Annotated in this window: 35 protein-coding genes; 14 read left to right on the top strand and 21 right to left on the bottom strand. The window is 55.3% G+C overall.

Annotated elements, in window-relative coordinates; translation table 11 throughout:
* Positions 1 to 141: 141 nt before the first annotated feature.
* From BLQ41_RS11430 to BLQ41_RS11400, 7 genes are all read left to right on the top strand, one after another.
* A complete protein-coding gene (locus BLQ41_RS11430; protein ID WP_090180786.1) occupies positions 142 to 711 on the top strand; it encodes an Rnf-Nqr domain containing protein in 570 nt (189 codons plus the stop codon).
* The gene (rsxB, locus tag BLQ41_RS11425; protein WP_090180782.1) at positions 708 to 1,721 is read left to right on the top strand and encodes an electron transport complex subunit RsxB; all 1,014 of its coding nucleotides are present in this window, start codon (positions 708 to 710) and stop codon (positions 1,719 to 1,721) included. The genes BLQ41_RS11430 and rsxB overlap by 4 nt, the downstream gene beginning before the upstream one ends.
* A complete protein-coding gene (locus BLQ41_RS11420; RefSeq protein ID WP_090180779.1) occupies positions 1,708 to 2,697 on the top strand; it encodes an RnfABCDGE type electron transport complex subunit D in 990 nt (329 codons plus the stop codon). Before rsxB ends, BLQ41_RS11420 begins: the two co-directional genes overlap by 14 nt.
* Positions 2,694 to 3,305 (top strand): RnfABCDGE type electron transport complex subunit G, encoded by a 612-nt coding sequence (locus BLQ41_RS11415; RefSeq protein WP_090180777.1) that lies wholly within the window; start codon positions 2,694 to 2,696, stop codon positions 3,303 to 3,305. Before BLQ41_RS11420 ends, BLQ41_RS11415 begins: the two co-directional genes overlap by 4 nt.
* Positions 3,298 to 3,807 carry an Rnf-Nqr domain containing protein gene (locus BLQ41_RS11410; protein WP_090180774.1) on the top strand — a complete coding sequence of 170 codons (510 nt, stop codon included), beginning with the start codon at positions 3,298 to 3,300 and terminating at the stop codon, positions 3,805 to 3,807. The genes BLQ41_RS11415 and BLQ41_RS11410 overlap by 8 nt, the downstream gene beginning before the upstream one ends.
* Before the next feature lie 25 nt (positions 3,808 to 3,832).
* A complete protein-coding gene (nth, locus tag BLQ41_RS11405) occupies positions 3,833 to 4,471 on the top strand; it encodes an endonuclease III (protein WP_090180771.1) in 639 nt (212 codons plus the stop codon).
* A 106-nt stretch (positions 4,472 to 4,577) separates the two neighbouring features.
* Positions 4,578 to 4,757, top strand: a complete 180-nt coding sequence (locus BLQ41_RS11400; protein WP_007898493.1) for a PA3496 family putative envelope integrity protein — start codon at positions 4,578 to 4,580, stop codon at positions 4,755 to 4,757.
* A gap of 90 nt (positions 4,758 to 4,847) precedes the next feature.
* Here BLQ41_RS11400 and BLQ41_RS11395 read toward each other — a convergent pair whose 3' ends face one another.
* Entirely contained in the window at positions 4,848 to 5,474 is a 627-nt protein-coding gene (locus BLQ41_RS11395; protein ID WP_007943575.1) for a response regulator transcription factor, read from the bottom strand.
* A 585-nt stretch (positions 5,475 to 6,059) separates the two neighbouring features.
* On the opposite strand from BLQ41_RS11395, the gene BLQ41_RS11390 reads away from it, so the two are divergent.
* Positions 6,060 to 6,641, top strand: coding sequence for a hypothetical protein (locus BLQ41_RS11390; RefSeq protein WP_090180768.1), 582 nt, complete (start codon positions 6,060 to 6,062; stop codon positions 6,639 to 6,641).
* A 173-nt stretch (positions 6,642 to 6,814) separates the two neighbouring features.
* On the opposite strand, the gene BLQ41_RS11385 is transcribed toward BLQ41_RS11390, so the two are convergent.
* Together BLQ41_RS11385 and BLQ41_RS11380 are read right to left on the bottom strand one after the other, a co-directional pair.
* Positions 6,815 to 8,032 (bottom strand): argininosuccinate synthase, encoded by a 1,218-nt coding sequence (locus BLQ41_RS11385; protein ID WP_007898502.1) that lies wholly within the window; start codon positions 8,030 to 8,032, stop codon positions 6,815 to 6,817.
* 129 nt (positions 8,033 to 8,161) lie between these two features.
* Positions 8,162 to 9,070 carry a flagellar protein MotY gene (locus BLQ41_RS11380; RefSeq protein ID WP_090180765.1) on the bottom strand — a complete coding sequence of 303 codons (909 nt, stop codon included), beginning with the start codon at positions 9,068 to 9,070 and terminating at the stop codon, positions 8,162 to 8,164.
* A gap of 159 nt (positions 9,071 to 9,229) precedes the next feature.
* On the opposite strand from BLQ41_RS11380, the gene pyrC reads away from it, so the two are divergent.
* Together pyrC and rnt are read left to right on the top strand one after the other, a co-directional pair.
* Positions 9,230 to 10,276 carry a dihydroorotase gene (pyrC, locus tag BLQ41_RS11375; protein WP_090180762.1) on the top strand — a complete coding sequence of 349 codons (1,047 nt, stop codon included), beginning with the start codon at positions 9,230 to 9,232 and terminating at the stop codon, positions 10,274 to 10,276.
* The gene (gene rnt / locus BLQ41_RS11370) at positions 10,273 to 10,950 is read left to right on the top strand and encodes a ribonuclease T (RefSeq protein ID WP_027922845.1); all 678 of its coding nucleotides are present in this window, start codon (positions 10,273 to 10,275) and stop codon (positions 10,948 to 10,950) included. The genes pyrC and rnt overlap by 4 nt, the downstream gene beginning before the upstream one ends.
* Positions 10,951 to 11,023: 73 nt before the next feature.
* Here the strand turns inward: rnt and BLQ41_RS11365 are convergent, their stop codons facing one another.
* Positions 11,024 to 11,626, bottom strand: coding sequence for a peroxiredoxin (locus BLQ41_RS11365; RefSeq protein ID WP_090180759.1), 603 nt, complete (start codon positions 11,624 to 11,626; stop codon positions 11,024 to 11,026).
* A 313-nt stretch (positions 11,627 to 11,939) separates the two neighbouring features.
* Between BLQ41_RS11365 and BLQ41_RS11360 the strand changes: the two genes are divergently transcribed.
* Positions 11,940 to 12,158 (top strand): bacterioferritin-associated ferredoxin, encoded by a 219-nt coding sequence (locus BLQ41_RS11360; protein ID WP_090180756.1) that lies wholly within the window; start codon positions 11,940 to 11,942, stop codon positions 12,156 to 12,158.
* Positions 12,159 to 12,330: 172 nt separating this feature from the next.
* Here BLQ41_RS11360 and BLQ41_RS11355 read toward each other — a convergent pair whose 3' ends face one another.
* Positions 12,331 to 12,657 (bottom strand): helix-turn-helix domain-containing protein, encoded by a 327-nt coding sequence (locus BLQ41_RS11355; RefSeq protein ID WP_090180754.1) that lies wholly within the window; start codon positions 12,655 to 12,657, stop codon positions 12,331 to 12,333.
* A gap of 8 nt (positions 12,658 to 12,665) precedes the next feature.
* Positions 12,666 to 13,007, bottom strand: a complete 342-nt coding sequence (locus BLQ41_RS11350) for a type II toxin-antitoxin system RelE/ParE family toxin (protein ID WP_090180751.1) — start codon at positions 13,005 to 13,007, stop codon at positions 12,666 to 12,668.
* A 212-nt stretch (positions 13,008 to 13,219) separates the two neighbouring features.
* Between BLQ41_RS11350 and BLQ41_RS11345 the strand changes: the two genes are divergently transcribed.
* Both BLQ41_RS11345 and BLQ41_RS11340 read left to right on the top strand, forming a co-directional pair.
* Positions 13,220 to 13,459 (top strand): hypothetical protein, encoded by a 240-nt coding sequence (locus tag BLQ41_RS11345; RefSeq protein ID WP_090180748.1) that lies wholly within the window; start codon positions 13,220 to 13,222, stop codon positions 13,457 to 13,459.
* The gene (locus BLQ41_RS11340; protein ID WP_090180746.1) at positions 13,456 to 13,770 is read left to right on the top strand and encodes a hypothetical protein; all 315 of its coding nucleotides are present in this window, start codon (positions 13,456 to 13,458) and stop codon (positions 13,768 to 13,770) included. Before BLQ41_RS11345 ends, BLQ41_RS11340 begins: the two co-directional genes overlap by 4 nt.
* 84 nt (positions 13,771 to 13,854) lie before the next feature.
* On the opposite strand, the gene BLQ41_RS30465 is transcribed toward BLQ41_RS11340, so the two are convergent.
* From BLQ41_RS30465 to BLQ41_RS11295, 10 genes are all read right to left on the bottom strand, one after another.
* Positions 13,855 to 14,199 carry a hypothetical protein gene (locus tag BLQ41_RS30465; protein ID WP_157695012.1) on the bottom strand — a complete coding sequence of 115 codons (345 nt, stop codon included), beginning with the start codon at positions 14,197 to 14,199 and terminating at the stop codon, positions 13,855 to 13,857.
* A 299-nt stretch (positions 14,200 to 14,498) separates the two neighbouring features.
* A complete protein-coding gene (locus BLQ41_RS11330; protein ID WP_197678924.1) occupies positions 14,499 to 14,687 on the bottom strand; it encodes a hypothetical protein in 189 nt (62 codons plus the stop codon).
* Positions 14,684 to 15,136, bottom strand: coding sequence for a hypothetical protein (locus tag BLQ41_RS11325; protein ID WP_157695011.1), 453 nt, complete (start codon positions 15,134 to 15,136; stop codon positions 14,684 to 14,686). The genes BLQ41_RS11330 and BLQ41_RS11325 overlap by 4 nt, the downstream gene beginning before the upstream one ends.
* A complete protein-coding gene (locus BLQ41_RS11320) occupies positions 15,133 to 15,318 on the bottom strand; it encodes a hypothetical protein (protein WP_090180735.1) in 186 nt (61 codons plus the stop codon). Before BLQ41_RS11320 ends, BLQ41_RS11325 begins: the two co-directional genes overlap by 4 nt.
* Before the next feature lie 10 nt (positions 15,319 to 15,328).
* Complete coding sequence (locus tag BLQ41_RS30460; protein ID WP_157695010.1) at positions 15,329 to 15,718, bottom strand: hypothetical protein; 390 nt, start codon at positions 15,716 to 15,718, stop codon at positions 15,329 to 15,331.
* Positions 15,719 to 15,823: 105 nt separating this feature from the next.
* The gene (locus tag BLQ41_RS11315) at positions 15,824 to 16,780 is read right to left on the bottom strand and encodes a hypothetical protein (RefSeq protein ID WP_090180733.1); all 957 of its coding nucleotides are present in this window, start codon (positions 16,778 to 16,780) and stop codon (positions 15,824 to 15,826) included.
* Positions 16,773 to 17,045: a hypothetical protein gene (locus BLQ41_RS11310; protein WP_090180730.1), complete on the bottom strand. Its 273-nt coding sequence runs from the start codon at positions 17,043 to 17,045 to the stop codon at positions 16,773 to 16,775. The genes BLQ41_RS11315 and BLQ41_RS11310 overlap by 8 nt, the downstream gene beginning before the upstream one ends.
* The gene (locus BLQ41_RS11305) at positions 17,042 to 17,518 is read right to left on the bottom strand and encodes a hypothetical protein (protein WP_090180727.1); all 477 of its coding nucleotides are present in this window, start codon (positions 17,516 to 17,518) and stop codon (positions 17,042 to 17,044) included. Before BLQ41_RS11305 ends, BLQ41_RS11310 begins: the two co-directional genes overlap by 4 nt.
* A gap of 1 nt (position 17,519) precedes the next feature.
* Entirely contained in the window at positions 17,520 to 17,984 is a 465-nt protein-coding gene (locus BLQ41_RS30455) for a hypothetical protein (RefSeq protein WP_157695009.1), read from the bottom strand.
* Between the two features lie 86 nt (positions 17,985 to 18,070).
* The gene (locus BLQ41_RS11295) at positions 18,071 to 18,442 is read right to left on the bottom strand and encodes a hypothetical protein (protein WP_090180722.1); all 372 of its coding nucleotides are present in this window, start codon (positions 18,440 to 18,442) and stop codon (positions 18,071 to 18,073) included.
* Between the two features lie 126 nt (positions 18,443 to 18,568).
* Between BLQ41_RS11295 and BLQ41_RS11290 the strand changes: the two genes are divergently transcribed.
* Positions 18,569 to 18,850 (top strand): hypothetical protein, encoded by a 282-nt coding sequence (locus tag BLQ41_RS11290; RefSeq protein WP_157695008.1) that lies wholly within the window; start codon positions 18,569 to 18,571, stop codon positions 18,848 to 18,850.
* A gap of 221 nt (positions 18,851 to 19,071) precedes the next feature.
* On the opposite strand, the gene BLQ41_RS11285 is transcribed toward BLQ41_RS11290, so the two are convergent.
* The 5 genes from BLQ41_RS11285 to BLQ41_RS11265 all read right to left on the bottom strand — a co-directional run bounded on the left by BLQ41_RS11285 (position 19,072) and on the right by BLQ41_RS11265 (position 23,485).
* On the bottom strand, positions 19,072 to 19,383 hold the full coding sequence (locus BLQ41_RS11285; RefSeq protein ID WP_090180717.1) for a hypothetical protein: 312 nt from the start codon (positions 19,381 to 19,383) through the stop codon (positions 19,072 to 19,074).
* A gap of 48 nt (positions 19,384 to 19,431) precedes the next feature.
* On the bottom strand, positions 19,432 to 19,722 hold the full coding sequence (locus BLQ41_RS11280) for a hypothetical protein (protein WP_090180714.1): 291 nt from the start codon (positions 19,720 to 19,722) through the stop codon (positions 19,432 to 19,434).
* 274 nt (positions 19,723 to 19,996) lie between these two features.
* Positions 19,997 to 21,631 (bottom strand): hypothetical protein, encoded by a 1,635-nt coding sequence (locus BLQ41_RS11275; RefSeq protein WP_090180712.1) that lies wholly within the window; start codon positions 21,629 to 21,631, stop codon positions 19,997 to 19,999.
* A gap of 214 nt (positions 21,632 to 21,845) precedes the next feature.
* Positions 21,846 to 22,031 (bottom strand): helix-turn-helix domain-containing protein, encoded by a 186-nt coding sequence (locus BLQ41_RS11270; RefSeq protein WP_090180709.1) that lies wholly within the window; start codon positions 22,029 to 22,031, stop codon positions 21,846 to 21,848.
* Positions 22,032 to 22,237: 206 nt separating this feature from the next.
* Positions 22,238 to 23,485, bottom strand: a complete 1,248-nt coding sequence (locus BLQ41_RS11265; protein ID WP_090180706.1) for a tyrosine-type recombinase/integrase — start codon at positions 23,483 to 23,485, stop codon at positions 22,238 to 22,240.
* Positions 23,486 to 23,513 lie beyond the last annotated feature (28 nt).

The raw sequence follows: 23,513 nt of genomic DNA, 5'->3' as shown, positions 1-23,513 counted from the left end.
ATTCGCGGCTAAACCGATCCCACAGTCGTGCGTGACACGACTGTGGGATTTTCATATCTGGCCCACCCTCCATCCTTGCCGGATAATGCCTAAGCTTTTTAGACCGCCGCGTTTAAAAGCCCCGTTCTTGCCGGCACGATCATGACTGAATTTGTTTTTACGCTTATCAGCGCTGCCCTGATCAACAACCTCGTGTTGCACTGGCCGCTGGGCGTCGATCCGCTATTGGGCAGCGAGCGTGAAAGAGTTCATGCCCTGGGCATTGCGACGACGTGCCTGATGCTGATAGTCGGCGTCCTGGGCTACTCGGCCTATCACTGGCTGCTGGTCCCGCTGGAACTGACGTCGCTGCATCTGTTCGTGTTCCTGCCGTTGAGCGTGTTGCTGGCCGGTCCGCTGCTGAAGCTGCTTTCACGATTACTTCCCAAGCGTTCGTTCGATGGCCTCTGGCTTCTGCTGCTGGGTAATGCCGGCGTGCTTGGCCTGACCTTGCTCAACGCCCAGGCCGACCACGGTTTTTTCCACGCCACAGCTCTGAGCCTCGGTGCCGGGCTGGGCTTCTGGCTGGTGCTGAGTCTGTTCAGCGACTTGCGCCAACGCACACTCGATAACGATGTTCCCCTGCCCTTTCGCGGCCTGCCGATCGAGTTGATCGGCGCCGGACTGATGGCAGTGGCTTTTCTCGGATTCAGCGGACTGATCAAAACATGAGTCTGATTCAACGCATCGACGCCCTCTTGCCCCAGACCCAGTGCGGCAAGTGCGGCCACCCCGGATGCAAGCCCTACGCCGAAGGCATTGCCAGCGGCGAACCGATCAACAAGTGCCCGCCGGGCGGCAGCGAAACCATTGCGGCCCTGGCCGACCTGCTGAAAGTGCCGGTGCTGGAGCTGGACGTCAGCCGCGGCTCGGCCCCGGCGCAGATCGCCTATATTCGCGAAGCCGAGTGCATCGGTTGCACCAAGTGCATCCAGGCCTGCCCGGTGGACGCCATCGTCGGCGCGGCCAAGTTGATGCACACGGTGATCGTCGACGAGTGCACCGGTTGCGACCTCTGCGTCGCGCCCTGCCCAGTGGATTGCATCGAGATGCACCCGCTGCCGATTGCCACGGTGCTGCCGATTGTCGGCGGCCTGGCGGTCAGCCTCGATGAACAGCGAGCTCGCGCCGCCAAGCGCAATCACGCACGCCACCGTTTCGAACAGCGAAATGCTCGCCTGCGTCGTGAAGAAGAACACAAACTCGCTGAACGTCAGGCCCGTGCTCAACGCGCTGCGCCGCAAACTGAAGTGGCAGCGCTTGATCCGGTGCAGGCGGCGCTTGAGCGAGTGCGTGCACAGAAAGCGGCGAACATCGATGCGGCAGTGAAAAAAGCCAAGATCGATGTGGCGATGAGTCGTGCGCAACTGAACAAGTCACTCAAGGCGTTCGGGCATCCACCGACCTTCGAGCAGCAGTCGCAGTTGATCGTCTTGCAACAACAGTTCGAGGCAGCCGAACAGGCGTTGGCGACACTGGAAAGCACTGCACCGCCAGCGCCAATCACGCCGGCCGTTCCAGCGAAAAATGCAGAGTTAAATCGGGCAAAGATCCAGTTGGCCATGCGCCGCGCCGAACTCAAGAAAGCGCAAACCGGCGAAGCAGCGGCAGAACAGATCCAGACACTGGAACTGGCGGTGAAGGAAGCCGAGCGTCAGCTGGAGGCCTATGTCACCCCTTGAATCGGTGGACGAACGCCTTCAGCAGGCCATGAAGCTGGTATTGCTGGCCACCGTGCCGGGCCTGCTGGCGTTGTTCTGGCTGTATGGCTGGGGCGTGTTGATCAACCTGATCCTGGCGAGCGTGGCAGCGCTGACCGTAGAAGCTGCGGTGTTGCAGCTGCGCAAGCGCCCCCTGCAACCGACCTTGATCGACGGCAGCGCCCTGGTCAGCGCGACGTTGCTGACGGTGGCCTTACCGCCTTACTGCCCGTGGTGGCTGACGGTCAGTGCTGCAGCGTTCGCGCTGTCGGGTAAACATGTGTATGGCGGCGTCGGCAAGAACCCGTTCAACCCGGCAATGCTCGGTTTTGCCTTTGTCCTGGTGGCCTTTCCCCAGCAGATGACCCTTTGGCCATCGTCACACGGCATGGACCTGCTCGGTGGTTTGCAACAGGTCTTCGGTTTCAGCTTCAGCCAGACGCCGGATGCCTGGGTCCAGGCCACCGCACTGGACAGTCTGCGGATCAATAAAAGCCTGACCATGGACGAACTATTCGCCGGCAACCCGGCCTTCGGCCATTTTGGCGGCCGTGGCGTGGAATGGGTCAACCTGGCTTTTCTGGCCGGCGGCGCGTTTCTGCTGCAACGGCGGGTATTCAGCTGGCATGCGCCTGTCGGCATGCTCGCCAGCCTGTTCATCATCAGCCTGCTGTGCTGGAACGGTTCGGGCTCCGACTCCCATGGCTCGCCACTGTTTCACCTGCTCACTGGCGCGACCATGCTCGGTGCATTCTTCATTGTCACAGAGCCGGTGTCCGGCGCGAAAAGCCCCGGTGCGCGCCTGCTGTTCGGCGCCGGCGCGGGACTGCTGACCTACCTGATTCGTACCTGGGGCGGTTATCCGGACGGCGTGGCCTTTGCGGTGTTGTTGATGAACCTCTGCGTACCGGCGCTGGAGCGGTTTGTCGCGTCCAGGCAGGAGCGCGTTGCACCATGAACCGAGCGACAAGCGTTGTGATGCTGGTGCTGCTGGCAGGCCTGGGGATTGGCGCGACGTACCTCGTGCAACACGCCAGCGCACCTCGCATAACCGCTGCACAACGATTGATCGACAGCCGGAACGTGCTGGACCTGCTGCCACCGGGAAGCTACGACAATCAACCGCTGGAACAGCCGCTGCCCCTCGACAACATCGAGCTGAGCAACAGCAAGCTCTTGGGCGGCTACCTGGCGACCAAGGCCGGACAACCGAGCGCGGTGTTGCTGCGCAGCCAGACAGTGGGCTACGAAGGCTCCATCGAGTTGCTGATCGCGATCGGCACCAACGGCAAGTTACTGGGGGTCAAAACCCTCAAGCAATCGGAAACCCCGGGGCTGGGCGGCAAGATTGCCGAGCGGCCCAATGCCTGGCTTGAGGGATTTACCGGCAAGTCTCGAACCGAACCTGGCGATACGGGCTGGGCCTTGAAAAAAGACCAGGGACAATTCGATCAGATCGCGGGCGCAACCATCACTTCAAGGGCCGTGATCAGCGCCATCCATGAGGCCCTGCGCTACTTTGATGAACACGCACAACAGCTGATCGGGAGTAGCGCTCATGAATAAGTCATCGACGCTGCAAAACTCACTGATGCTGGCGCCACTGATCGGCGCCACCGATGCCTGGGCAAACGCTCTGAGCCTGTGGCTGATGTTTGTCGTGGTAACCACCGTCTACGGCCTCGTGATGGTCGTGCTGCGACCACGACTGGTGCCGTCCACCCGTTTGCTGGCCAGCGTCGTGTTGGCGGCCACGTTGACCGCTTGCGCGGAACTTGGCGCACAGGTCTGGTCGCTTCAATGGCATCAGCACGCAGGCGTCTATCCCGGGTTGATTGCCTTGCAATGCGTCGTGTTGGAACACAATGGTTTTTTCCAGGAGTCCCGGCGGGATCGCCTGCGCTTGTGCGGGTGGTTTGGCGCGCTGATGCTGGGCCTTGGCCTGCTGCGCGGATTCATCGGCGACAGTGGACTGCACCTGGCAACGCTGGCCCCCGGCGGCTTCATTCTGCTGGGACTGTTGATCGCCGCACGCCAGGCCTGTCTCCGCTCGACCTCTTCACTTTGATTGCCTTCGAGGAAACGCACCGCCCATGAATGCCGCAAAACGTCTGGAAATTTTCCGCAGGTTTCACGAAGACAACCCGGAACCGAAGACCGAACTGGCGTATTCCTCGCCGTTCGAATTGCTGATTGCGGTGATTCTGTCGGCCCAGTCGACCGATGTCGGCGTCAACAAGGCCACCGCCAAACTCTACCCGGTGGCCAATACACCGGCGGCGATTTATGCCTTGGGGGTCGAGGGACTTTCGGAATACATCAAGACCATCGGCCTGTACAACAGCAAAGCGAAAAACGTGATCGAAACCTGTCGTTTGCTGGTAGAGCGCCACGGCGGTGAAGTGCCGCAAACCCGCGAGGAACTGGAAGCGCTGCCCGGTGTGGGTCGCAAGACCGCCAACGTCGTACTCAATACCGCTTTTCGTCAGTTGACCATGGCGGTCGATACCCACATTTTCCGCGTCAGCAATCGCACAGGTATTGCACCCGGCAAGAACGTTGTCGAGGTGGAGCAGAAACTGATGAAGTTCGTGCCCAAGCAATACCTGCTCGACGCCCATCACTGGTTGATCCTGCACGGACGCTACGTCTGCCTGGCCCGCAAGCCTCGCTGCGGCAGTTGCCGGATCGAGGATTTATGCGAATACAAGGCAAAGACCTCGGACGATTGAGGCACTATTAGATTTATTGATATACCGATTGAAAAAATCTTTTTTACCCGCAGGTCGATTGTCGATATAAGGAGCGCCAAAGGCAGTCTTAGCCTGGAGTTAACCTATGAGCACTGGCAAAGAGCAATTGGACGTAGAAGACGACTTCACACCCGTTGAGGCCGATGACGCTGAACCGGTGGTTGAAGTGGCAAAGACCAACCTGAGCAAACGCCGTACCATCGACAATCTGCTGGAGGAGCGCCGACTGCAAAAGCAATTGGCCGATTACGATTTTGATCTATGACACCTAAAAGCCTCCCGAAACGGAGGCTTTTTACTAGGTGCCGATCCTGCAGGCAGTCCTTTCATCGTGGTTCGTCAAACGCTGGCGCACTCATACCAGACCATTGCGTTGAGCCAATTCGATCAGATCGACCAGGGAGCGAGCATTGAGTTTCAACAACAGGCGGGTCTTGTAAGTACTGACGGTTTTATTGCTGAGAAACATGCCATCGGCAATCTCCTTGTTGGTCTTTCCTCGGGCCAGCTGTTGCAACACCATCATCTCGCGCCCCGACAGACGATCCACCATGTCCGCCTCACTGGCATTGCCAAGACTTGAGCGCACGGTATGCAACGCCTGATTGGGAAAGTAACTGTAGCCTGACAGTACTGCCTTTATTGCACTGAGCAACTCAGTGAGATCCTGCTGTTTGCAAACATACCCGGCGGCCCCTGACTGCATGCAACGCATTGAGAAATGCCCAGGCGCCTGAGAAGTCAGTATCAGCACTTTAAGGGGCATCGCCGTTGAGGTAAGGCGCGCAATGACTTCCAATCCATCCAGTTTCGGTATTCCAATATCCAGAATGACAATATCCGGCATAAGTTCGCGGGCAAGTTGTAATGCATCCACGCCATTATCTGTTTCTGCAATGACCTCGTAGCCATGTCGCTCCATTAGCATACGTACCGCGAGACGAATGACGGGGTGATCATCCACGATCAGCACTTTATTCATGGGCAGTCCAATTTTCGCTGTTCGAATTTTTAGAGCCCGCACAATAGCCTAGTCGTTTCAGACATGGCATGCCGCCCCCCTCGGCCACCCACACCGAGAGACATTCCCTACAAAAAAGCAGGAGAAGTCTTACAAGAATCTTGAGATTACTGTGTGTCTTAAATTTTATTGACCCGCGTACGTGCTACGTTTCAATTTTTTTTGTATCGATACACATCTGAAAACAAGCGACCCGATACGGTCCATTTGGTCATACGAGGGCCAGCGATTGAGCTACGCTTGAAATCAACCAGCCCGCGAGGCGTCTGGGTTCAACGCAGCACCCAATGCCTGCACCTGCGTTACTTTCAGTAAAAAAGCTCATACCCAGCACCACGCCGGAAACAAAAACAAACTCAACACTGATTAAAACAACAACCCCACCCATACCTTATTCAAGTTCAACACAGCTACTATAACTACTTACTGAAAACCCTTATAACGAGGAACTTCCACACCCATTACCCAACAACACCACACTAAATAAAAGCTCTTTAAAAACCCTCTAAACAATCGAGAAAAAGACATCATTCATGAGCGCTCAACATGATAAAACCCAAGAGAAAAATTACCAACCCCATGACAATTATCGCGATATTTGCAGCACTGTCTGAAACGTCAGCGGCTGTATCCCTTCCCTTTCTCGCCAATAAGGAGCGAGAGATTTATATCTGGTTCCTTATCAGCTTCCCCTTTTATTTGCTCTTTCTTTTCTTTGCCACACTCAACTTCAATTATCGATCGCTTTATGCGCCGTCTGATTTCGAGAAAGGAAAGCACTTCATAAAAGTCATGGGCAACGCTGATCAACCGCAGAACAGCACTGTAGAACACCCTCCCGAACATTGGGTGAACCACTACCTGCGCTTGCCTATGCGGGCACAGGATCTACACATCATTGATACACGAGTCATGTGCAGAAAAACGGAATTCAACAACCTGATGGAGAAGGTCCAGCAACAGCAGGAAAAACCTGAGCAACTGATCGTGTTTATCACCAATGCCGACTCGGAGGATTTTCTGAAGGAAAGCGCGCTCAAGCACCCAAAGCAATCCAGAAAGCGTCACGGTACAACGTTCTGTGTTGCTTACAATTTGAGTTCACGTGAGGTGACGACGGTGGGCTGAGGATTTATTCCCACAGCAGCAGGCGATGCTCTGGAAGAGCAATTGGGAGAAACGCAAGGAGGTATGAGCAACAAATAGAACGTCAAATCGCATGTCAGGCAGGAACATCCCCCCTTTCAGCAATGTGGCCTTGTCATCGACAAGGCCACATTCCTATTACGACTTCAAAGGCCTCAGAACAGCTTGCGGCCTTTGTTGGCAGCAATGCGCATACGCAAGGCGTTGAGCTTGATGAAGCCCGCCGCGTCGGCCTGGTTGTAGGCGCCGCCGTCTTCTTCGAAGGTCGCGATGTTGGCATCGAACAACGATTCGTCGGACTTGCGGCCGGTGACGATCACGTTGCCCTTGTACAGCTTCAGGCGCACAACGCCGTTCACGTGTGCCTGGGACGCATCGATCATCTGTTGCAGCATCAGACGCTCAGGGCTCCACCAGTAACCGGTGTAGATCAGGCTGGCGTATTTAGGCATCAGCTCGTCTTTGAGGTGAGCCACTTCACGGTCCAGGGTGATCGATTCGATCGCACGGTGAGCGCGCAGCATGATGGTGCCGCCAGGGGTTTCGTAGCAGCCGCGGGACTTCATGCCCACGTAACGGTTCTCGACGATGTCGAGACGGCCGATACCGTGTTCGCCACCGATACGGTTCAGGGTCGCCAGCACGGTGGCCGGGGTCATTTCGACGCCGTCCAGTGCCACGATGTCGCCGTTGCGGTAGGTCAGTTCCAGGTACTGCGCCTTGTCTGGAGCCTTCTCCGGAGAGACGGTCCATTTCCACATGTCTTCTTCGTGCTCGGTCCAGGTGTCTTCCAGCACGCCGCCTTCATAGGAGATGTGCAGCAGGTTGGCATCCATCGAGTACGGGGATTTTTTCTTGCCGTGACGCTCGATCGGGATGTTGTGCTTCTCAGCGTAATCCATCAGCTTTTCACGGGACAGCAAGTCCCATTCGCGCCACGGAGCAATCACTTTTACGCCTGGTTTCAAGGCGTAGGCACCGAGTTCGAAACGAACCTGATCGTTACCTTTGCCGGTAGCGCCGTGGGAAATGGCGTCAGCACCGGTTTCGTTGGCGATTTCGATCAGGCGTTTGGCGATCAACGGACGAGCGATGGAAGTACCCAGCAGGTACTCGCCTTCGTAAACGGTGTTGGCGCGGAACATCGGGAAAACGAAATCGCGCACGAACTCTTCGCGCAAGTCGTCGATGTAGATCTCTTTGACGCCCATGGCTTGTGCCTTGGCGCGTGCAGGTTCGACCTCTTCGCCCTGACCCAGGTCAGCGGTGAAGGTCACGACTTCACAGTTATAAGTATCCTGCAGCCACTTGAGGATCACCGAAGTGTCCAGGCCGCCGGAATACGCCAGAACGACCTTGTTTACGTCCGCCATGCCATCACTCCACGGGGTTCTACGGAAAGCCGTCAAGTCTACCGGTCATACGAAATAATTTACAGAGGCGCGACAGCTTATGACGACGAAGCGACAGATTATGTCGAGCGAGCGACGATTTCAGCAGGTTCAGGAGGTCGTTGCAGCGCTGCCCGGTGTCGCGACTTGAGGCGCCACTTTATCGGTTGGGGCCACCCGCTCCAGGCGCACCGCGACCCGGCGATTCTTCGCGCGGTTGGCGGGGCTGGTGTTCGGTGCCACAGGGTAACGCTCACCGTGGAAACGCAGGGTGATCTGCGATTCCTGAATGCCATTGGCCTTGAAAAAGTCCATCACCGCCAACGCCCGACGGCGTGACAATTCGCGGTTGGTCAGGCGATTGCCGCTGTTGTCGGAGTGCCCGTCGAGTTCGATGTGATTGACCGTCGGATCGGCCTTCATGAACTCCAGCATCACCTGCAACTGGGCCTTGCCCTGTGCGTCGAGATCAACCCCTTCACCCGGGAACCCGATTTCGGACTGTTTGACCTGTTCGAAATTCTTCGGCAGCAATTTTGCGACGCAACCCTGGTAGTCGTTGAAAGCCTTGCTGAACTTCACAGGCAACAGGCGCACCTCAGACACACGACCGTCACCGGAGGAATGCCGGATGACCGGGCTGCGGCCGTCCATCAATCCGCTGATCAGGCGCCCGGCCTGAACTTGCGAACTGTTGAATAGCACATTGCCACTGCCGATTCGCACCGACCCCAGGTTGATGTCGCCACGTCCCGGTTGCCAAGGCGCAGCCGCTGCCAGCAGCGTCGCGGAACCGCCGCCGATCATCGCGTTGTAGGATTTGAGGCGAAACGTCGCCTGCTCGCCAGCACGGCGCACGAACTCACCCGACCCGAAATCGGTGATCGGCTGACTCAGGCGGCATTCGAACTTGTCACCTTCGACCGTCCACTCGATGCTCTCCAGACGCGTCTGGAAAGTGAGCGCCATTGCGGGAAGGCTGGCAAACACACTGAGCAAGGCTAAATAACGCTGGCGCACGGGAGGCTCCACTGGCTTCTACAACAAAAAAGACCGACACACGCATGTTTACGGCGTACTACTGGATATCGGAAGCTTCCTTCAAAACTTGATAGCGAGTGCCTGGAAGAGTCTTTTCCGGTAGCATTCCCCCTAGTTTGACCCGCCTGGAATCCCCTCATGTCCGACCGCCTGACCCTGCTGCGTCCCGACGACTGGCATATCCATCTTCGCGATGGTGCTGTGTTGACCAATACCGTTGCCGATGTTGCGCGCACCTTTGGCCGCGCCATCATCATGCCCAACCTGGTACCTCCGGTGCGTAACGCCGCTGAAGCCGATGGCTATCGACAGCGGATTCTCGCTGCACGCCCGGCTGGCAGTCGCTTCGAACCGTTGATGGTGCTGTACCTGACCGACCGTACCCAGCCCGAAGAAATTCGCGAGGCCAAGGCCAGCGGTTTCGTCTACGCCGCCAAGCTGTACCCGGCCGGCGCGACCACCAATTCGGACTCTGGCGTCACCAGTATCGACAAGATCTTCCCTGCACTCGAGGCCATGGCCGAGGTCGGGATGCCCTTGCTGATTCACGGCGAAGTCACCCGTAGCGATGTCGACGTGTTCGATCGCGAAAAACTGTTCATCGATGAGCACATGCGTCGTGTGGTCGAGCGTTTCCCGACGCTCAAAGTGGTGTTCGAACACATCACCACCGCCGACGCCGTGCAGTTCGTCAACGAGGCTTCGGCCAATGTTGGCGCAACCATCACCGCCCATCACCTGCTGTACAACCGCAACCACATGCTGGTGGGCGGGATTCGGCCGCACTTCTATTGCCTGCCGATCCTCAAGCGCAACACCCACCAGGAAGCGCTGCTCGATGCCGCCACCAGCGGCAGCGACAAGTTCTTCCTCGGCACCGACTCGGCGCCTCATGCCCAGCACGCCAAGGAAGCCGCCTGCGGCTGTGCCGGTTGCTACACGGCATACGCCGCCATCGAGATGTATGCCGAAGCCTTCGAACAGCGCAACGCGCTGGACAAGCTCGAAGCGTTCGCCAGCCTCAACGGCCCGCGTTTCTACGGCCTGCCGGTGAACACCGATCGCATTACCCTGGTCCGCGATGAGTGGACCGCCCCAACCAGCCTGCCTTTCGGCGAGCTGACTGTCATCCCGCTGCGCGCCGGTGAAAAACTGCGCTGGCGCCTGCTGGAGGAACACGCGTGAGTGAAGACCATTTCGACGACGAACAGGACGGTCAAGGCGGTGGAGGCGGTCCTCGTCATCCAATGGCTGCCAGATTCCGTGGCTACCTGCCGGTCGTCGTCGACGTAGAAACCGGTGGTTTCAACTCGGCCACCGACGCCCTGCTGGAAATTGCTGCAACCACCATCGCCATGGACGAAAAAGGTTTTGTGTACCCCGATCACACCTATTTCTTTCGTGTAGAGCCTTTTGAAGGCGCGAACATCGAAGCGGCCGCGCTGGAATTCACCGGGATCAAACTCGATCACCCGCTGCGCATGGCGGTGAGCGAAGAAGCCGCCTTGACCGATATCTTTCGAGGCATCCGCAAGGCCCTGAAAGCCAACGGCTGCAAACGGGCGATTCTGGTCGGGCACAACAGCAGCTTCGATCTGGGTTTCCTCAATGCCGCTGTCGCGCGCCTGGACATGAAACGCAACCCGTTCCATCCGTTCTCCAGTTTCGATACCGCGACCCTTGCCGGTCTGGCTTACGGTCAAACCGTACTGGCCAAGGCCTGTCAGGCAGCCGACATCGACTTCGACGGTCGCGAGGCTCACTCGGCTCGCTACGACACCGAAAAGACCGCCGAGCTGTTCTGCGGCATCGTCAATCGCTGGAAACAAATGGGCGGCTGGGAAGACTTCAACGACTGATCCTTGTCGCCGGTTTATCCCGCCCATAAAAAAACCGGCCTCAACGGCCGGTTTTTTTATGCCTCAAACGTGCTTACAGCGCAGCAGCGTTCTCGGTCAGGTAAGCAGCAACGCCTTCTGGCGAAGCGTTCATGCCTTTGTCGCCTTTTTTCCAGTTGGCAGGGCAAACTTCGCCGTGCTCTTCGTGGAATTGCAGTGCGTCAACCAGACGGATCAGCTCTTCCATGTTACGGCCCAGTGGCAGGTCGTTGATGATCTGCGAGCGAACAACACCTTTGTCGTCGATCAGGAACGCGCCACGGAATGCCACGCCGCCTTCGGACTCAACGTCGTAGGCCTTGGCGATTTCGTGCTTCATGTCGGCAGCCATGGTGTAACGAACCTGGCCGATACCGCCATTGTTCACCGGGGTGTTGCGCCAGGCGTTGTGAGTGAAGTGCGAATCGATCGACACTGCGACCACTTCAACGTTACGTGCCTTGAAGTCCGCCATGCGGTTGTCCAGAGCGATCAGCTCGGACGGGCAAACGAAGGTGAAGTCCAGTGGGTAGAAGAACACCAGGCCGTATTTGCCTTTGATGGCCGAGGACAGAGTGAAGCTGTCTACGATTTCGCCATTGCCCAGTACAGCCGGCACGGTGAAGTCAGGGGCTTGTTTGCCTACGAGTACGCTCATTGAATATCTCCTGGTCTATTAACGTGAAGAACTGGGTTCGCGTCAGCCTGCCACCCTCAGGCGACAGCCCTGTGACACGACCCCCTTCGCAAGGACCGACCATCATACACGGCGTATTTGAGCTGTCCTTAACGGTTTTTCAACGCGACTGAAAATTTGCCGATGCATGGATACTGGCCGATGGCCTTACTGGAAACCGTTCGTCAGTGATGCGGATTTATAACGCGAAGCTTTCAGAAAGCACTTTGACAATCATTCTCGTTAACATTAAGATCCATCGCAATTGAGTCTCAACCAGCGACGGTTTTCACTTATGTATGTTTGCCTCTGCACTGGCGTCACCGACGGTCAAATCCGCGATGCAATCTATGAAGGTTGCTGCAGCTACAAGGAAGTCCGTAACGCCACAGGCGTCGCCAGCCAATGCGGAAAATGCGCATGCCTCGCCAAGGAAGTCGTTCGCGAAACGCTGGGCAAACTGCAATCGGCCCAGGCCGCGATTCCTTATCCCGTAGAATTTACCGCCGCCTGATGCTCTCATTTTCAATGAACCGGACTTGATGTCCGGTCATAAACGACTAGATATTCTAAAGAATTTATTAAAAAACAAGGGCTTGCAGCGATGCAGGCCCTTGTCGTTTTTGGTCGGGGTTACTTCGGGGATACGCTGCCGGTGGTCGGGGCGCCCCCATAACAGGGAGGGATCAGGCACAGACAACTTCTTCCTTCGCCGCAGGCTTTTGCGCCTTGTCCGGCACTAGTCGGACCTCAACACTTTGCCCAAGAGCGCGAGCGGCTTTCGCTAAAGTGGCGATGGTCATGCCAGCATCTTCGGCGTCCAGAACGCGAGTCACCAGCGTTCTGCTGGTATGCATACGCTTAGCCAGCGCAAATATGCTGATGCCCTGCGCCTTCATTGATTCTTGGATCTGCCAAGTGATAACCCTTTTCAGCGCGGCAGCAGAGGTCTCTTCCAAGAGACCCTGCTCAGTCAGAAAGTCGTCGAAATCGGAGCCAATATGTTTGTTCATGGGTTTTCTCACAGTGCAGCTTTGCGTTTCTTTGCCGTGACCAAATCAACACCGGGTGTCTTCTGTGACTTCTTGATGAAGGCATGCAGAAGCACCATGTCGCTTCCGACCACAGTGAAAAGGGTTCTGGCTATACCATTCGGTATGTGGGTGCGCACTTCCCACAGACCCTCATCCAGCTTACGAACGACCGGCATGCCCATGGGCCAGCCCATTTGCACCGTTTTGATGTCAGTGCCTACGAGGCGACGGACCTCTCTGTCTTGTTCGCTTAGCCACTCCCTCACAGGTTCGTTCCCTGAGGTAGTGCAGAAGAAGCGAACATTCAGCTTCGGCGGCAGCTTTTCCATTCGGCGCAGTGTACTTATTTAGGGGCATCGTTCAACCAATGGTTGCACAAGCTGCGGCATATGCATGCCCAGTGTTGATTTGGCCGACGAGTGGTCTGTCGCGTTATCATCCCTACCACTGGCAATGACGGACTACACTCAACAAAGCGCCGATTTAATTCCCCCAAATTGCAGGGCGCTTAATAAATGCTGCTAAAGCGGAGCACACCGCCATGAAACTCGATATCGCCAGTCGCCAGCAACTCACCCAAGCGCTGCAAGACACCCAAGGCCGCGAGGTCGTCTCTATCATCACTTTGCCGAATGACGTTCGGCTGCGCCTGAGCAGCCATTTCGGGCACGTCGCCATCGAACTAATCTGCGATGACCTCTTCGATCAAGTGATCGACGTCAGTGCGCTGGTGATCGCGGACTTGGAAAGCAATCGCGAGTTGATGCGGGAGGAATCGTGAAAGACTCTACAAAAAAGAAAATTCGGCACTTCGTGGTGATCGTCGTGGGCTGCATCGCGGCCTACATCGTGTTCAACGTTAAGGGAGGGGGCATCGAGGAATCACTGGCAGGAGCTGCGCTGGGGGTTGTCTTAGTCGCGCTAAGTTTTTGGTGGTCTTGGCCTACCGATGATGAAATGGAAGAGAAGAATCCTGGTTACAAGCAGAGGAAAAAGGACGAACTGGTGTCGCGATGGGAAGAGCCCAAGCCGGAACCACTTTCTCCCGAGCTGACTGAGCTGGCTGAGAAAATAAGGAAAAAACTCAAGTAGGTTCCAAAGGCAGCGGCGGACTGTCCCCAACCCCCGGTTCGCCGCTGTAACCCCTATAGCATTGTCTCACAGCGGGCCTTTCCTCTATAGCAATTCATCGCGTCGACGCGCCAACATCTTGTCCCGCGCTGATGCCCGTGGATCGCGTTGTCGGCTGGCGCTGGGGGTAGAGCCACCTTGTTCACCAGGGGTACCGGCGTAAGTCGCGATACTGGATTCGCGCGTCTCGCGGGTCAGGGCTTGGTCGGCGCGCTGTTCGGGTGTCAGTGGCAGCTCTTCAACCCAGCGCTGGCGGTCGAGGTCTTCGGTCGGCTCAGGCTGCACCAGCGGTGCCACTTCGCCCACGGGGGCGCGCCAGTCACAGGCCTGCTGTGGTGTCACCTCGGCCTCAATCGCCAGATCGCGCTGCGCTGCGAGTCCAGCATTCATAGCGAAAGCAATCCGGCGAGCCGCTTCAAACGTATCCTGGCTGTTAAAATTGATTTGTTGATTAAAGGTGTTGCCGGTTTCGTCATCCTTTTGAGGCGCTGGGAAAAGTCGGCTGAGCCCTTGTTGCAAAAATTCCTTTGGGCAGTCCTTGGCGAATTGCAGTAGCCATTTTTGCCCGCCCAGTTTCCGATAAACCGCGAGCAAATCCGATGCCATTTCACCGGTGATAAGCGCACGCTCGTTTTTATCGAGGCTGCCTTTACGACGCCCGCCAGTTTTGGGTGCACCGATCCGGGCTGTCATTTCACCGACCTCAACAGCGGACCGAGGATGACACTATCCAAGCTGTTATCAGCCCTGTAGACGAACTCCACCCTTGCAGGGCGCGGTGCCTGGGCAGGTTGTTCGGCCAGCCAGGTCGTGAGAGCGTCAACCAGCACCCGCGCCTGGCTGGCCGAGTCTTCGTCGGCGTCAAAATCAATTTTCATCTCGATTCACCGTCGTGGTAAGCGCGTGCCGCGTCCATGTAAGGGATTGGCGGCGCTGGCAGGATTGGACTCTCGGTCACTTCCTGCATGCCGATCACAACCCCGGCACCGTCGCGTTGTACCTGGAGTTTTACGTCGCCGATTTGGGCCCACTGGACTTGGCCCGCGCCATCGCGAAAAAACTTAATGTCGCGGTTTTTAGCCGGCGCCACGGGCTTCGGCACCGGGTCAAGCTGCCGGTAGTCGCTGACAGGCTTGGGTTTATTGAGACCCTGCATCAAGCGATCAACCTTAGGTGAGCGTTCTACAGCTTCGCCAACACGGCGCTCGACCTCATCCGCGATCAGTTTTTCAATCGCTGCGCCGAGGCCGTGACCTTCGGGTGCCTGGGGCTGCTCAGGGTTTTGGCGTTCCATCCTGCGTTGAAGTAATTGCAGCCGGGGATTCATGACTGTTCTGCCCGAATAATTAGATTTCTCAACTTCGCCGCCTCGGCGGAATGAAGACACGACTTGCTCAATAAATCGTCAAACTTCGCGACAAGTTGTTCATTGCCACCTTTGAGCGCGAGTTTATCGCGTGCCGCATGGGCTTCAAGGATTAATGGATTGCTACCTGTGATGTTGTCCATCTTAAATCCCTCAAATAATGTAAGCCGGTGCCAGCGAAAGAACCAAACTACGCAAGGCACCTTGGTTAACGGCAACACCTGCTGTGGTCATGCTACAGACTTGCAGCTTTTGCAGACCAATTAGCGGCGCGGGATCTATAGCTACGATTGAACTGGCCGTGGTGTTGTATGTGAGGGCGTCACCGTTGGAATTTCGCACCAGATACATCGTACCGGTACTCCCATCGATAGACGCCTTGAAGCCTAAAACGGCTGTTGACCAACCGGAGGAAGTTTGGATGGCGGAAATAACATGGCCCGTAATATTAATCAGGTCGCTATCTGAGGCACCGTTGGCAATTTCAACGGAACAATCCGCGCGGTTAGAGGGTCTTGCGCGGTTTACTTGTCTGGCTGTCATTTTTCATTACCTCTTTTAATCTGGCGGGCTTTTTCCCGCTTTAAAAACTTCGCTCTTTCCTTGGCTGATTGCCGATCCACCTTTCGTAATTTTTTCGGTTGCATGTCAGCTACCTCGACGCGAATAAAGTTCGCGCAGCCTCGCTTGCATCTGGGGGTCACGCATATATTTTTGTCGCTCGGCTGGGATCTTTAGCATGGCCTCGAAAGCTGCTATTTCCTGCCCGATACTTGCGCCGTCCGTTCCGATACTACCTGCGCCCACCGCCATATTGTATAGGCCTTCGATAATTTCCGGCGTGTTCATGGCGTGTACCCAGTTTCCGGTAAATTGGTCGAAGTGCTGGCGTTCCGCTGGTGTCATCTTGTCCAAGTGTGCCTGGGCTAAAGCGACCATATTTTGTGCCGTATAGGGCCCATACTTGGCCTCAAGGGTGCTCATTGTTTGCACCCGCGCCTGTTCATTGATCTTAATGACCTTGGCGTAGTCCGCGTCACTCAGTTGGGCCAATAGCGCTTCTGTTGAAGAGTTAGGTGCCGTCCTTGGCGCTGTCACCCGACCCCCGTCAGGTTTATTCAGTTGCGCTGTAGCCTTTGTTAACCATTGCAAACATGTATCGACGAATTGCTGTTTAGCCTTTAGCGATCCCGATAGGGTTTGCACCATGTTGCCAAACGCATTTCCGAGGTAATCATTATTTCCGTGAAGTTCAAAATTGTGATTCCGCGTTACTTGATACGGCGGTTTAAGCGCGTGGTCGTTTACAAAGGCGAGTGCGGCTTGCACCATGTGCGCCGGATACCCAAGGGAACTCATGTCATGCAGGAAAACGCCGCCCAACTGGCCCAACATGGATTGAACTTGGCTTGGTGATGCCCCAGCCGGCAAGGCGCTACCGAACAACGTTTGGCCTTGGCTTTGCGGTGGCCGGGTGTATTCATCCAGGTCGGTGCGCCCCCAGGTGTCGGGCGCGGGCGCCAGCGGCTGGAGATCCTGTAGCGGCTGGCCAGGGTTATACGGTTGCAGTTCACCGGCGCTTAATGTGTCGAGGTCGTTAGACATTAGTCAAACTCCCGTAATCTCGCAAAATGACCCCGAGGTTATCGCTGAGGTATTCTTCAACATCTTTAAAACTGTCTTCGCACATAAGTAAACCCGCCGCGTACATCACAAGCTGGATCAAATGCTTCTCACTGTGAAATCTAATGTTGGGCTCTGCTGTCAGGCTTTTAATGGCCTCCTCGATTTTTTTTGCGAACATGCTGACGGCCTCGGCGATTGAGTAAAAATTGGGGAAGTGGTGGTACGTGGGTAATGGCAGTTTCATAATAGTGACGCCTTCACCGGTGCTGTTTGCGCGATCAACTTGAGCCGTTGCCATGTCAATTGGCAACGCGGATGCACACGCTCTGTCGGAATCGGTATCCCCACCGGAGTCTTGGCGACGACAAGTTCAGTTGTCGCATAGCTACCTTCGACCAAGTTGCAGAAACTGCACGCTTCACGGCTGTTGTTTAAACGCCGCATCGTCAGCGCCTGGGCATCTTTTGCGTTATCTGGTAGTGCCGTGCAGATCAGGATGAACTGGCCAGTGATATGCCTGTATAAAATGCTCTCCCAGTTCAGTGAGAGTTCTCGTTGGGCAGCTTCGGTACGCAGTAAACCTGCGATTGCGGGTTTATCCGGTTTGGTTTCTGCACCACGCCATGCCAACTCAATCAAACGATCCAACGGCATCCTGATGGCTTGGACATTGCGCGCCAAGTTTTGCAGTCGACGATAAATTTCGGTGTTGTCCATCTTACTCAGCCTTGAAACTTGGATGCGACTTAAGTTCTTCAATCGCTTTTTCCTTCGATGTAGCGCCTTTCACAATCAAAACCGAATCGGAAAGCCTGCGGGCACAATAACCATCCATTTGCGAATAAAAAATCTCAAAGTTAATCAGCGCTTCCGAACCGTCAGAGATAATACCCGGCAACTTGGTATAGCTCAGCATCACCAGACTGGTGAAACTTTGACTGGCTTCCAACACCATCAGCTCGGCCATAGCAGAGCGGTCTTCATAAACGACGCAGATCCTGTCGAGAGGGTGTAGGCGGTGCGCCACAGAAAGCCACAAGCCCGACTCGGTAAGCATCTGAGGATCGGTATCACGCGGAACTATCGCGCAGTGCCGGACGTAGCGATAATCCTCGAAAGACAGGCAGATGGGATCAAGTGGCCGGAATTTCTTTTTCGTTTCGGTGGCAAGTTCGGCAGACATGTTGGTTCTCCGATTGGTTGTAATCGAAGTGTGCGCCGATGTTCTTGTGGTGCAATAGGGTTGGGTGTTATTAAATTAACTTGTGGTCACAAGTAACCATATTTCTGCAATATTGCTTTGACTGTCTTGTGGCAGGGCGCCCTCTCAATCTCGTAACGATCAGTGTGTTTGCGTAGGTGCTTTATCACCAAGCCGATACGGTGGCAAGGTATTGCCTCGACAACAGCCGCACGCAATGTCGCGTTTTCGAGTGCAAGTAGAATCAAGTCCTCGATGGCTTGAGTGCGGCATTGGCGGGCGTGGGCGTCGTTGGGCACCACGGCCCGGAGCCTTTGGACTTCGGCCCGCAACGCGTCACGTTCATCGAGCAGGGGTTTCGTCCTGGCCCACAGTTCGGAGCCGAGGCGCCGTTCTCGGGTCTGGTCGTCGAGCTCTGTTGATCCTGCTGTGGTTTGCATCTGTCATCACCTTTCGCGGGCACCAGATGGTGCGGACGTCAGTTGTATGAGTACCATCCGCTCAGCCAGCTCGACGGCGGCATCTAGTGCGTCGAGGTCGCCATCGACTGCCAAGGCTAGCAGCCTATGAAGTTCATTCTCTTCAGCGGTATCAGGAGTGAGCTTTTTCATTCGTTCTCTGTCTCAATAATGGCCCGGCAAGGCCCCGCAAATCGTTTGTGGGGCGTTTTAGCGTCGTGGCAATATCAACACAAAAGGGCCTCGCAGGCGTTTCTGACGCTTGAGGGCCTGACAAGCCCGCTCAAGCCGCTCGACGAACTCAGTGAAAGATCCAGGGCGTTCGGCGTGGTCGACGCACCACAAGCGCCAGTTCGCGAAGCTATGGTCGCTCTGTTCACTCAAGAATGAAGCCATAAGTTCATCAGCCATGCCTTTTAACCTCTCGAAACAGTAGAAAAACACCGAAAAAGACCCATTTTTCATGTGTTTGTAGCCTGTATTCCGCCTAGGTTCACCATAGCGCTTCTGGCCCTTTCGTGACCCGGCTGTAACCCCACAAATGGTTCGAGGCTCTAAGTCGGACCTTTCACTAGCTTAAATAGCGGATCAAGGATCCGTTTCCGTGGTTTTTACCAGGGGCCGTAGTGGCCTTTTGTGTGCAACAGCACTGCCGCTTCATCCTTCGCGTAAACTTTGCATAACTCTGCAGCGAAACAGTGAATGTAGTCATCCATAGTAAAAAACCGATCCGACACCACGTCATAATAAAAATTTTCTCCCACAAGCCAAGCGTGCGGTATCCGCGTGTTATCGGGTCCGTTAACAATGCCGTGCACCATCACCATACGTTCTGTTGATTTCATCAGCCCGAGCCACGCCAGCCGAAAGCAACAACCCTTACGGTGACGTTGCTTGATCTGAAAAGGTTTACGGGATGCCATTGCCGTTTCCCCGGAATTCTATTTGTAAGTTACAACGCACGCGATTAGTTATAGCAAACTTTGTTTGCGCACTAAGCGAATTAACAACTCGGCGTAGCTTTCATTGGAGCGTAGCGCAGCCTTCACAGCAGCAACATCTCCCGGCGACAACCAAAAGCTTAAGGGCACCCAGCCTTCAACAGTGCGACGATTTCGCAACAACCGCATTCTGGCTGCCATCTTGGTTTTCGGCTTCGGCTTTGCCAGCAACCAGCCTTGACCAAGCAGCCGTTCGACCTCACAGGGGTTGTCGATGGTCCGGGCCTGACTTGCGTGTACTAACAGCTTTGGTTTCAACATGATGCACCTCCACGCCCTAGACAGCACACCCCCCTAGACAGCCCCATAGACAGGGGGATGTCTAGGGCTGCGGCCCATACGGGCCGGTTTTTTTGGGGGGGCTTTAGACATAGACACCAGCCCCTATACTCACCCACACAAAAACCAGAAAAACAAAGTAATTAGTCTGTATACATATATATATATTGTCTATATGTCTAACAGCTATCTATAACCCATATGGGCTGTGGCTTTCAGCCCTAGACACCCCCCTGTCTAATGCCTGTCTAACTGTCTAGAGCAGGCGATAACCCTTCCCGTCGTTATCTAAAGGTATTTCCTGAATCAACCCATCTTCCACCAGCGCCTTGACTACGACGGCGCGCTCCCTGGGATGGTCCTTCCACGGGCGGCAATTCTGCGCAATGAAACCAGAAGGTAAATACCCCTTCTGCTTTAGGATATAGGCCGCTTTATCCTTTTTGAAAAAAGCTAATAATGCATTACGTACTTTCCCGGTAACGTCAGCCGCGCCGCCACCTTCGCACTCAAATTTCCGGGCGAATGTGGTGACGGACCAACGCACCAGACGTACAGCCCATGCAAAACCCTCAGGTGTAATATTCATCGAATCGGTGAGTGCGTAGAGCATGGCGACTTGCAGGACTTTTTCTGCGTACCGTCCCCATATCCCCGGCAAATCCTGCGCCTGCTCCGCGCCATATTGGTTTTCCCGTTTCCAGTCGTTTTCGAACTGAGGGTAGACTTCCAGTACATGCGGCTCCCCTGTCGACGGGGGCGCGTCGGGATTAAAGAATTCGACAAACTTCTTCGCCTGAATCGCCGCCCCCCATTTCGTCACTTTGTCCGGTAGTGCTGTAACTGGCTGGCAACGCCCAATAGGCGGCAACCCCTCTACCACGAACATCAAAAACCGGTTAAGCAAGCCATCCACCGTTGACGCTGCATTGAGATTGCCGATGTTACCAATGACACCTTGCCCTATGGCCGCAAAGAACGGATGAACCAGCGGCGGCATTTCCTTGGATCTTTTATCGTGGCCTGAATACTGAATCGGGGCCATATACGCTTTCGTCGCGGCATCATGCAGTTCCATCAGTAAGGTCGCCATGTTGTATTGCGCCGTACCCGGCTGGGCTGACGTGAGACTTATCAACACCTTGACCATTTCTTCATTGGTCCAGACCACTTGCTGAACTTTGGAGAGCTGCCACAGCATGCCTTCCGGCGAACCAAAACGATTGGTAAAATTCGGCACGGCGGCGAATATCTTTTTATCCCCCAGTTGTTTCAGTGCTGCTTCTGCCAAATTGATCGCAGCGCCTTTACCGGATTCAGAGGGCGCAAACAATAGCATCCACAAGTTGATACGAAGGTCACGCGGCAACCTGACATTGCGCCCGATAAATGCTTGGATAAAAAGCAGCACACTAAATAGCGCGAAGGTCGGATGCACCCGAAAAGCATTCATCTTTTGCCAATCCATGTAAGAATTCATGACAGGTGGCGCGTCAGCCAAGATCCCTTCAAGTTCGTCGTCGGCACGCTGTTCTGGATCATCCAGCAGAACTCTATCAACGTCGATGACTCGACCGTTCAGGTAATCGAAGTTCCTGCCCGGCTCAGGCTGCACGTAGTCAATGCTGTAGGCTGCTTCATTGAACGCAACATCAGCGTCCAGCTCGCGCTCTATCGCCTCTTGGATGAGGCATCCGAGCGTTTGACGCTCTTCTGATTCGGGGGCGCGGTTCAATACGAGCTGTGCGTGGAAGTGCTGCGCTTCTTGCGTGTGATCGACGGCAGGCCATGCGATACCGGTGTAACTGTCACCGATGACCGCCAGCGCCTTATAGGCGCCTGGACCTTTGAAGTCGAGAGGCAGGAAGTGGTGTATGGAAGTGCTGGTCATGTGTAACTCCCCGTGTTGCCTTAATACTGCCACCGGGGTTAAACTGACCTCGGTTGCTTTCGGTGCATCCAACTTGAAGATCCTCTCGATAATGGCTTCGTCGAGAGGATTTTTATTTAGTATCCATAATGGTTTTCAATTTTGCAGCGCACTCCTTTGTTTACGCGCCTAAGAAAACCAGTCCGCCACAGCAGACTTTAATGAAGTTAGCCACTTACACCGACTCCACACGCTGACTTTCAATATAGGCGTCCAAATCTTTTTTAAGGTAATAAATCCGGTTGCCCATTTTGATATAGGCAGGCGCCGGTGCACGCTTCAAGCAGCGCCAGATTTGCAGCGTTCCCGGCTTTAAACCGAGGTACAAGGCCGCATCAGCAGTGGCATATTTCTCGTTCATTTCAAACCCCATAATCGCCGGTGATGAGTGACAATCTCAGACTATGCCGAGTAAGGCTTGGCAACAAGGTAGCGACTGAGCAATTATTGTATTGTGGTAATACAACATCGCTACAAGTGCAAGGTTAAGATATTGAAAGTTTAGGTTTTATTTGACCTTACCGTTTATCTGGCACTAATAAAAAGGCCCTTTACGGGCCTTTAATTTTAATTAAGTTTAAACAGTGGCACCACGTTATCGGCAGAAGTCGCCTCGATATAGTCAGCGACTTTTTGCCAGCCGTCGCGCAACTGGCTTTCCATTTTCTTAATATAATTTTTATCGTCAACGCTGCCTTTGCCGCGATTCATGATGCGCCGGTAAGTGCTAACGGTCACCAAATCGCTGGCGATTGACGCAAACACGGCGCGCAAGGTTTTAGGCGTAAACGCCAAGCCAGTCGCGGCCACCAGTTCGTGCGCCAGTGCGTGGGCATCCGTGTTGCTGATAGCGAACAAACTTTCCTCGGGTGACTTGCCTTCGACATTGCGTTTGACGATTTCCAGCACCTGGGTGCTGAGCCACAATGTGTGATCGGTGCGGGTCTTGGTATCGCGCAGTAGCACCTTGCCTTTAACCAAGTCACAGTCAGCCACCGGCACTATCAGCGGTTCACCGGGGCGGCAGCCGGTCAGCAGCAGGAACCTCAAGTAGTCGCCCACGGGTGACTCCACCGCGCTCAGCGCCCGCCAGAAGTGCCCGAGGTGTTCCATCAGTTTCGTCACCGGGGCGTCGTCGGCGGCTCGCGTCTTGGGAATCGTCACGCGCCCGGCCTTGGGTGTATCCAGACTAAATGGGCTGTCCTTGATCTTGACCCCGTAAAAATTCAAAACCGCTTTCAGCACTTGCAGCGCGTAAGCGCTTTGGCGCTCACCGCGATGCATTTTATTGTCCGCGTTCACAGTTTTTATTTCGGCGGCAGTGATGGCGTGGATTGATTTACCCGCCAGTTTGCGCAGCAGACCGCCCTTGGTGGATTTGCCCGCCGCCGTCACCCGGCTGGGTTTCACCATCGCCAGATAGTCAGCCTTGGTGCGCGGCTTTAATGGCAGCCCATCATCATCGCGGGTTTGCGTCTCGACGTACTCAGTCAGCGCCACCGCAAGGGTCAAGGTTGGTGCCTTGCCTTCCCGCGCTATCGCGTTCGGGCTGGTGCCAACGGCCAGTTGAGCAATGATCGCCTTGGCTTTCTTCCTGGCGACTTCCGGGGTGATCGCTGGATATCGGCCAATGGACACCCTTTCCGGTTTGCCACCGGATACGCGGCCAAACACGGAAAAGGTTTTAACGCCTTTGGCCGTGACGCGGAGCTGCAACCCGGGTTGCCGTTCGTCGTAATAAACGGAACGCTTGCCAGCCTCTGGCAGCGGCAAAGCGTCCAAAGTGACCTTGGTGAAGCCGAATGTGGTGTCCATCTCATGCTCTCCGGGGTTACACCGGGGT

Origin of the sequence: Pseudomonas arsenicoxydans, assembly GCF_900103875.1 — a bacterium.
GTDB classification, from domain to species: Bacteria; Pseudomonadota; Gammaproteobacteria; order Pseudomonadales; family Pseudomonadaceae; genus Aquipseudomonas; species Aquipseudomonas arsenicoxydans.
The sequence above is the reverse complement of the archived record's forward strand: the minus strand, read 5'-3'. Positions and strand labels throughout refer to the sequence as shown.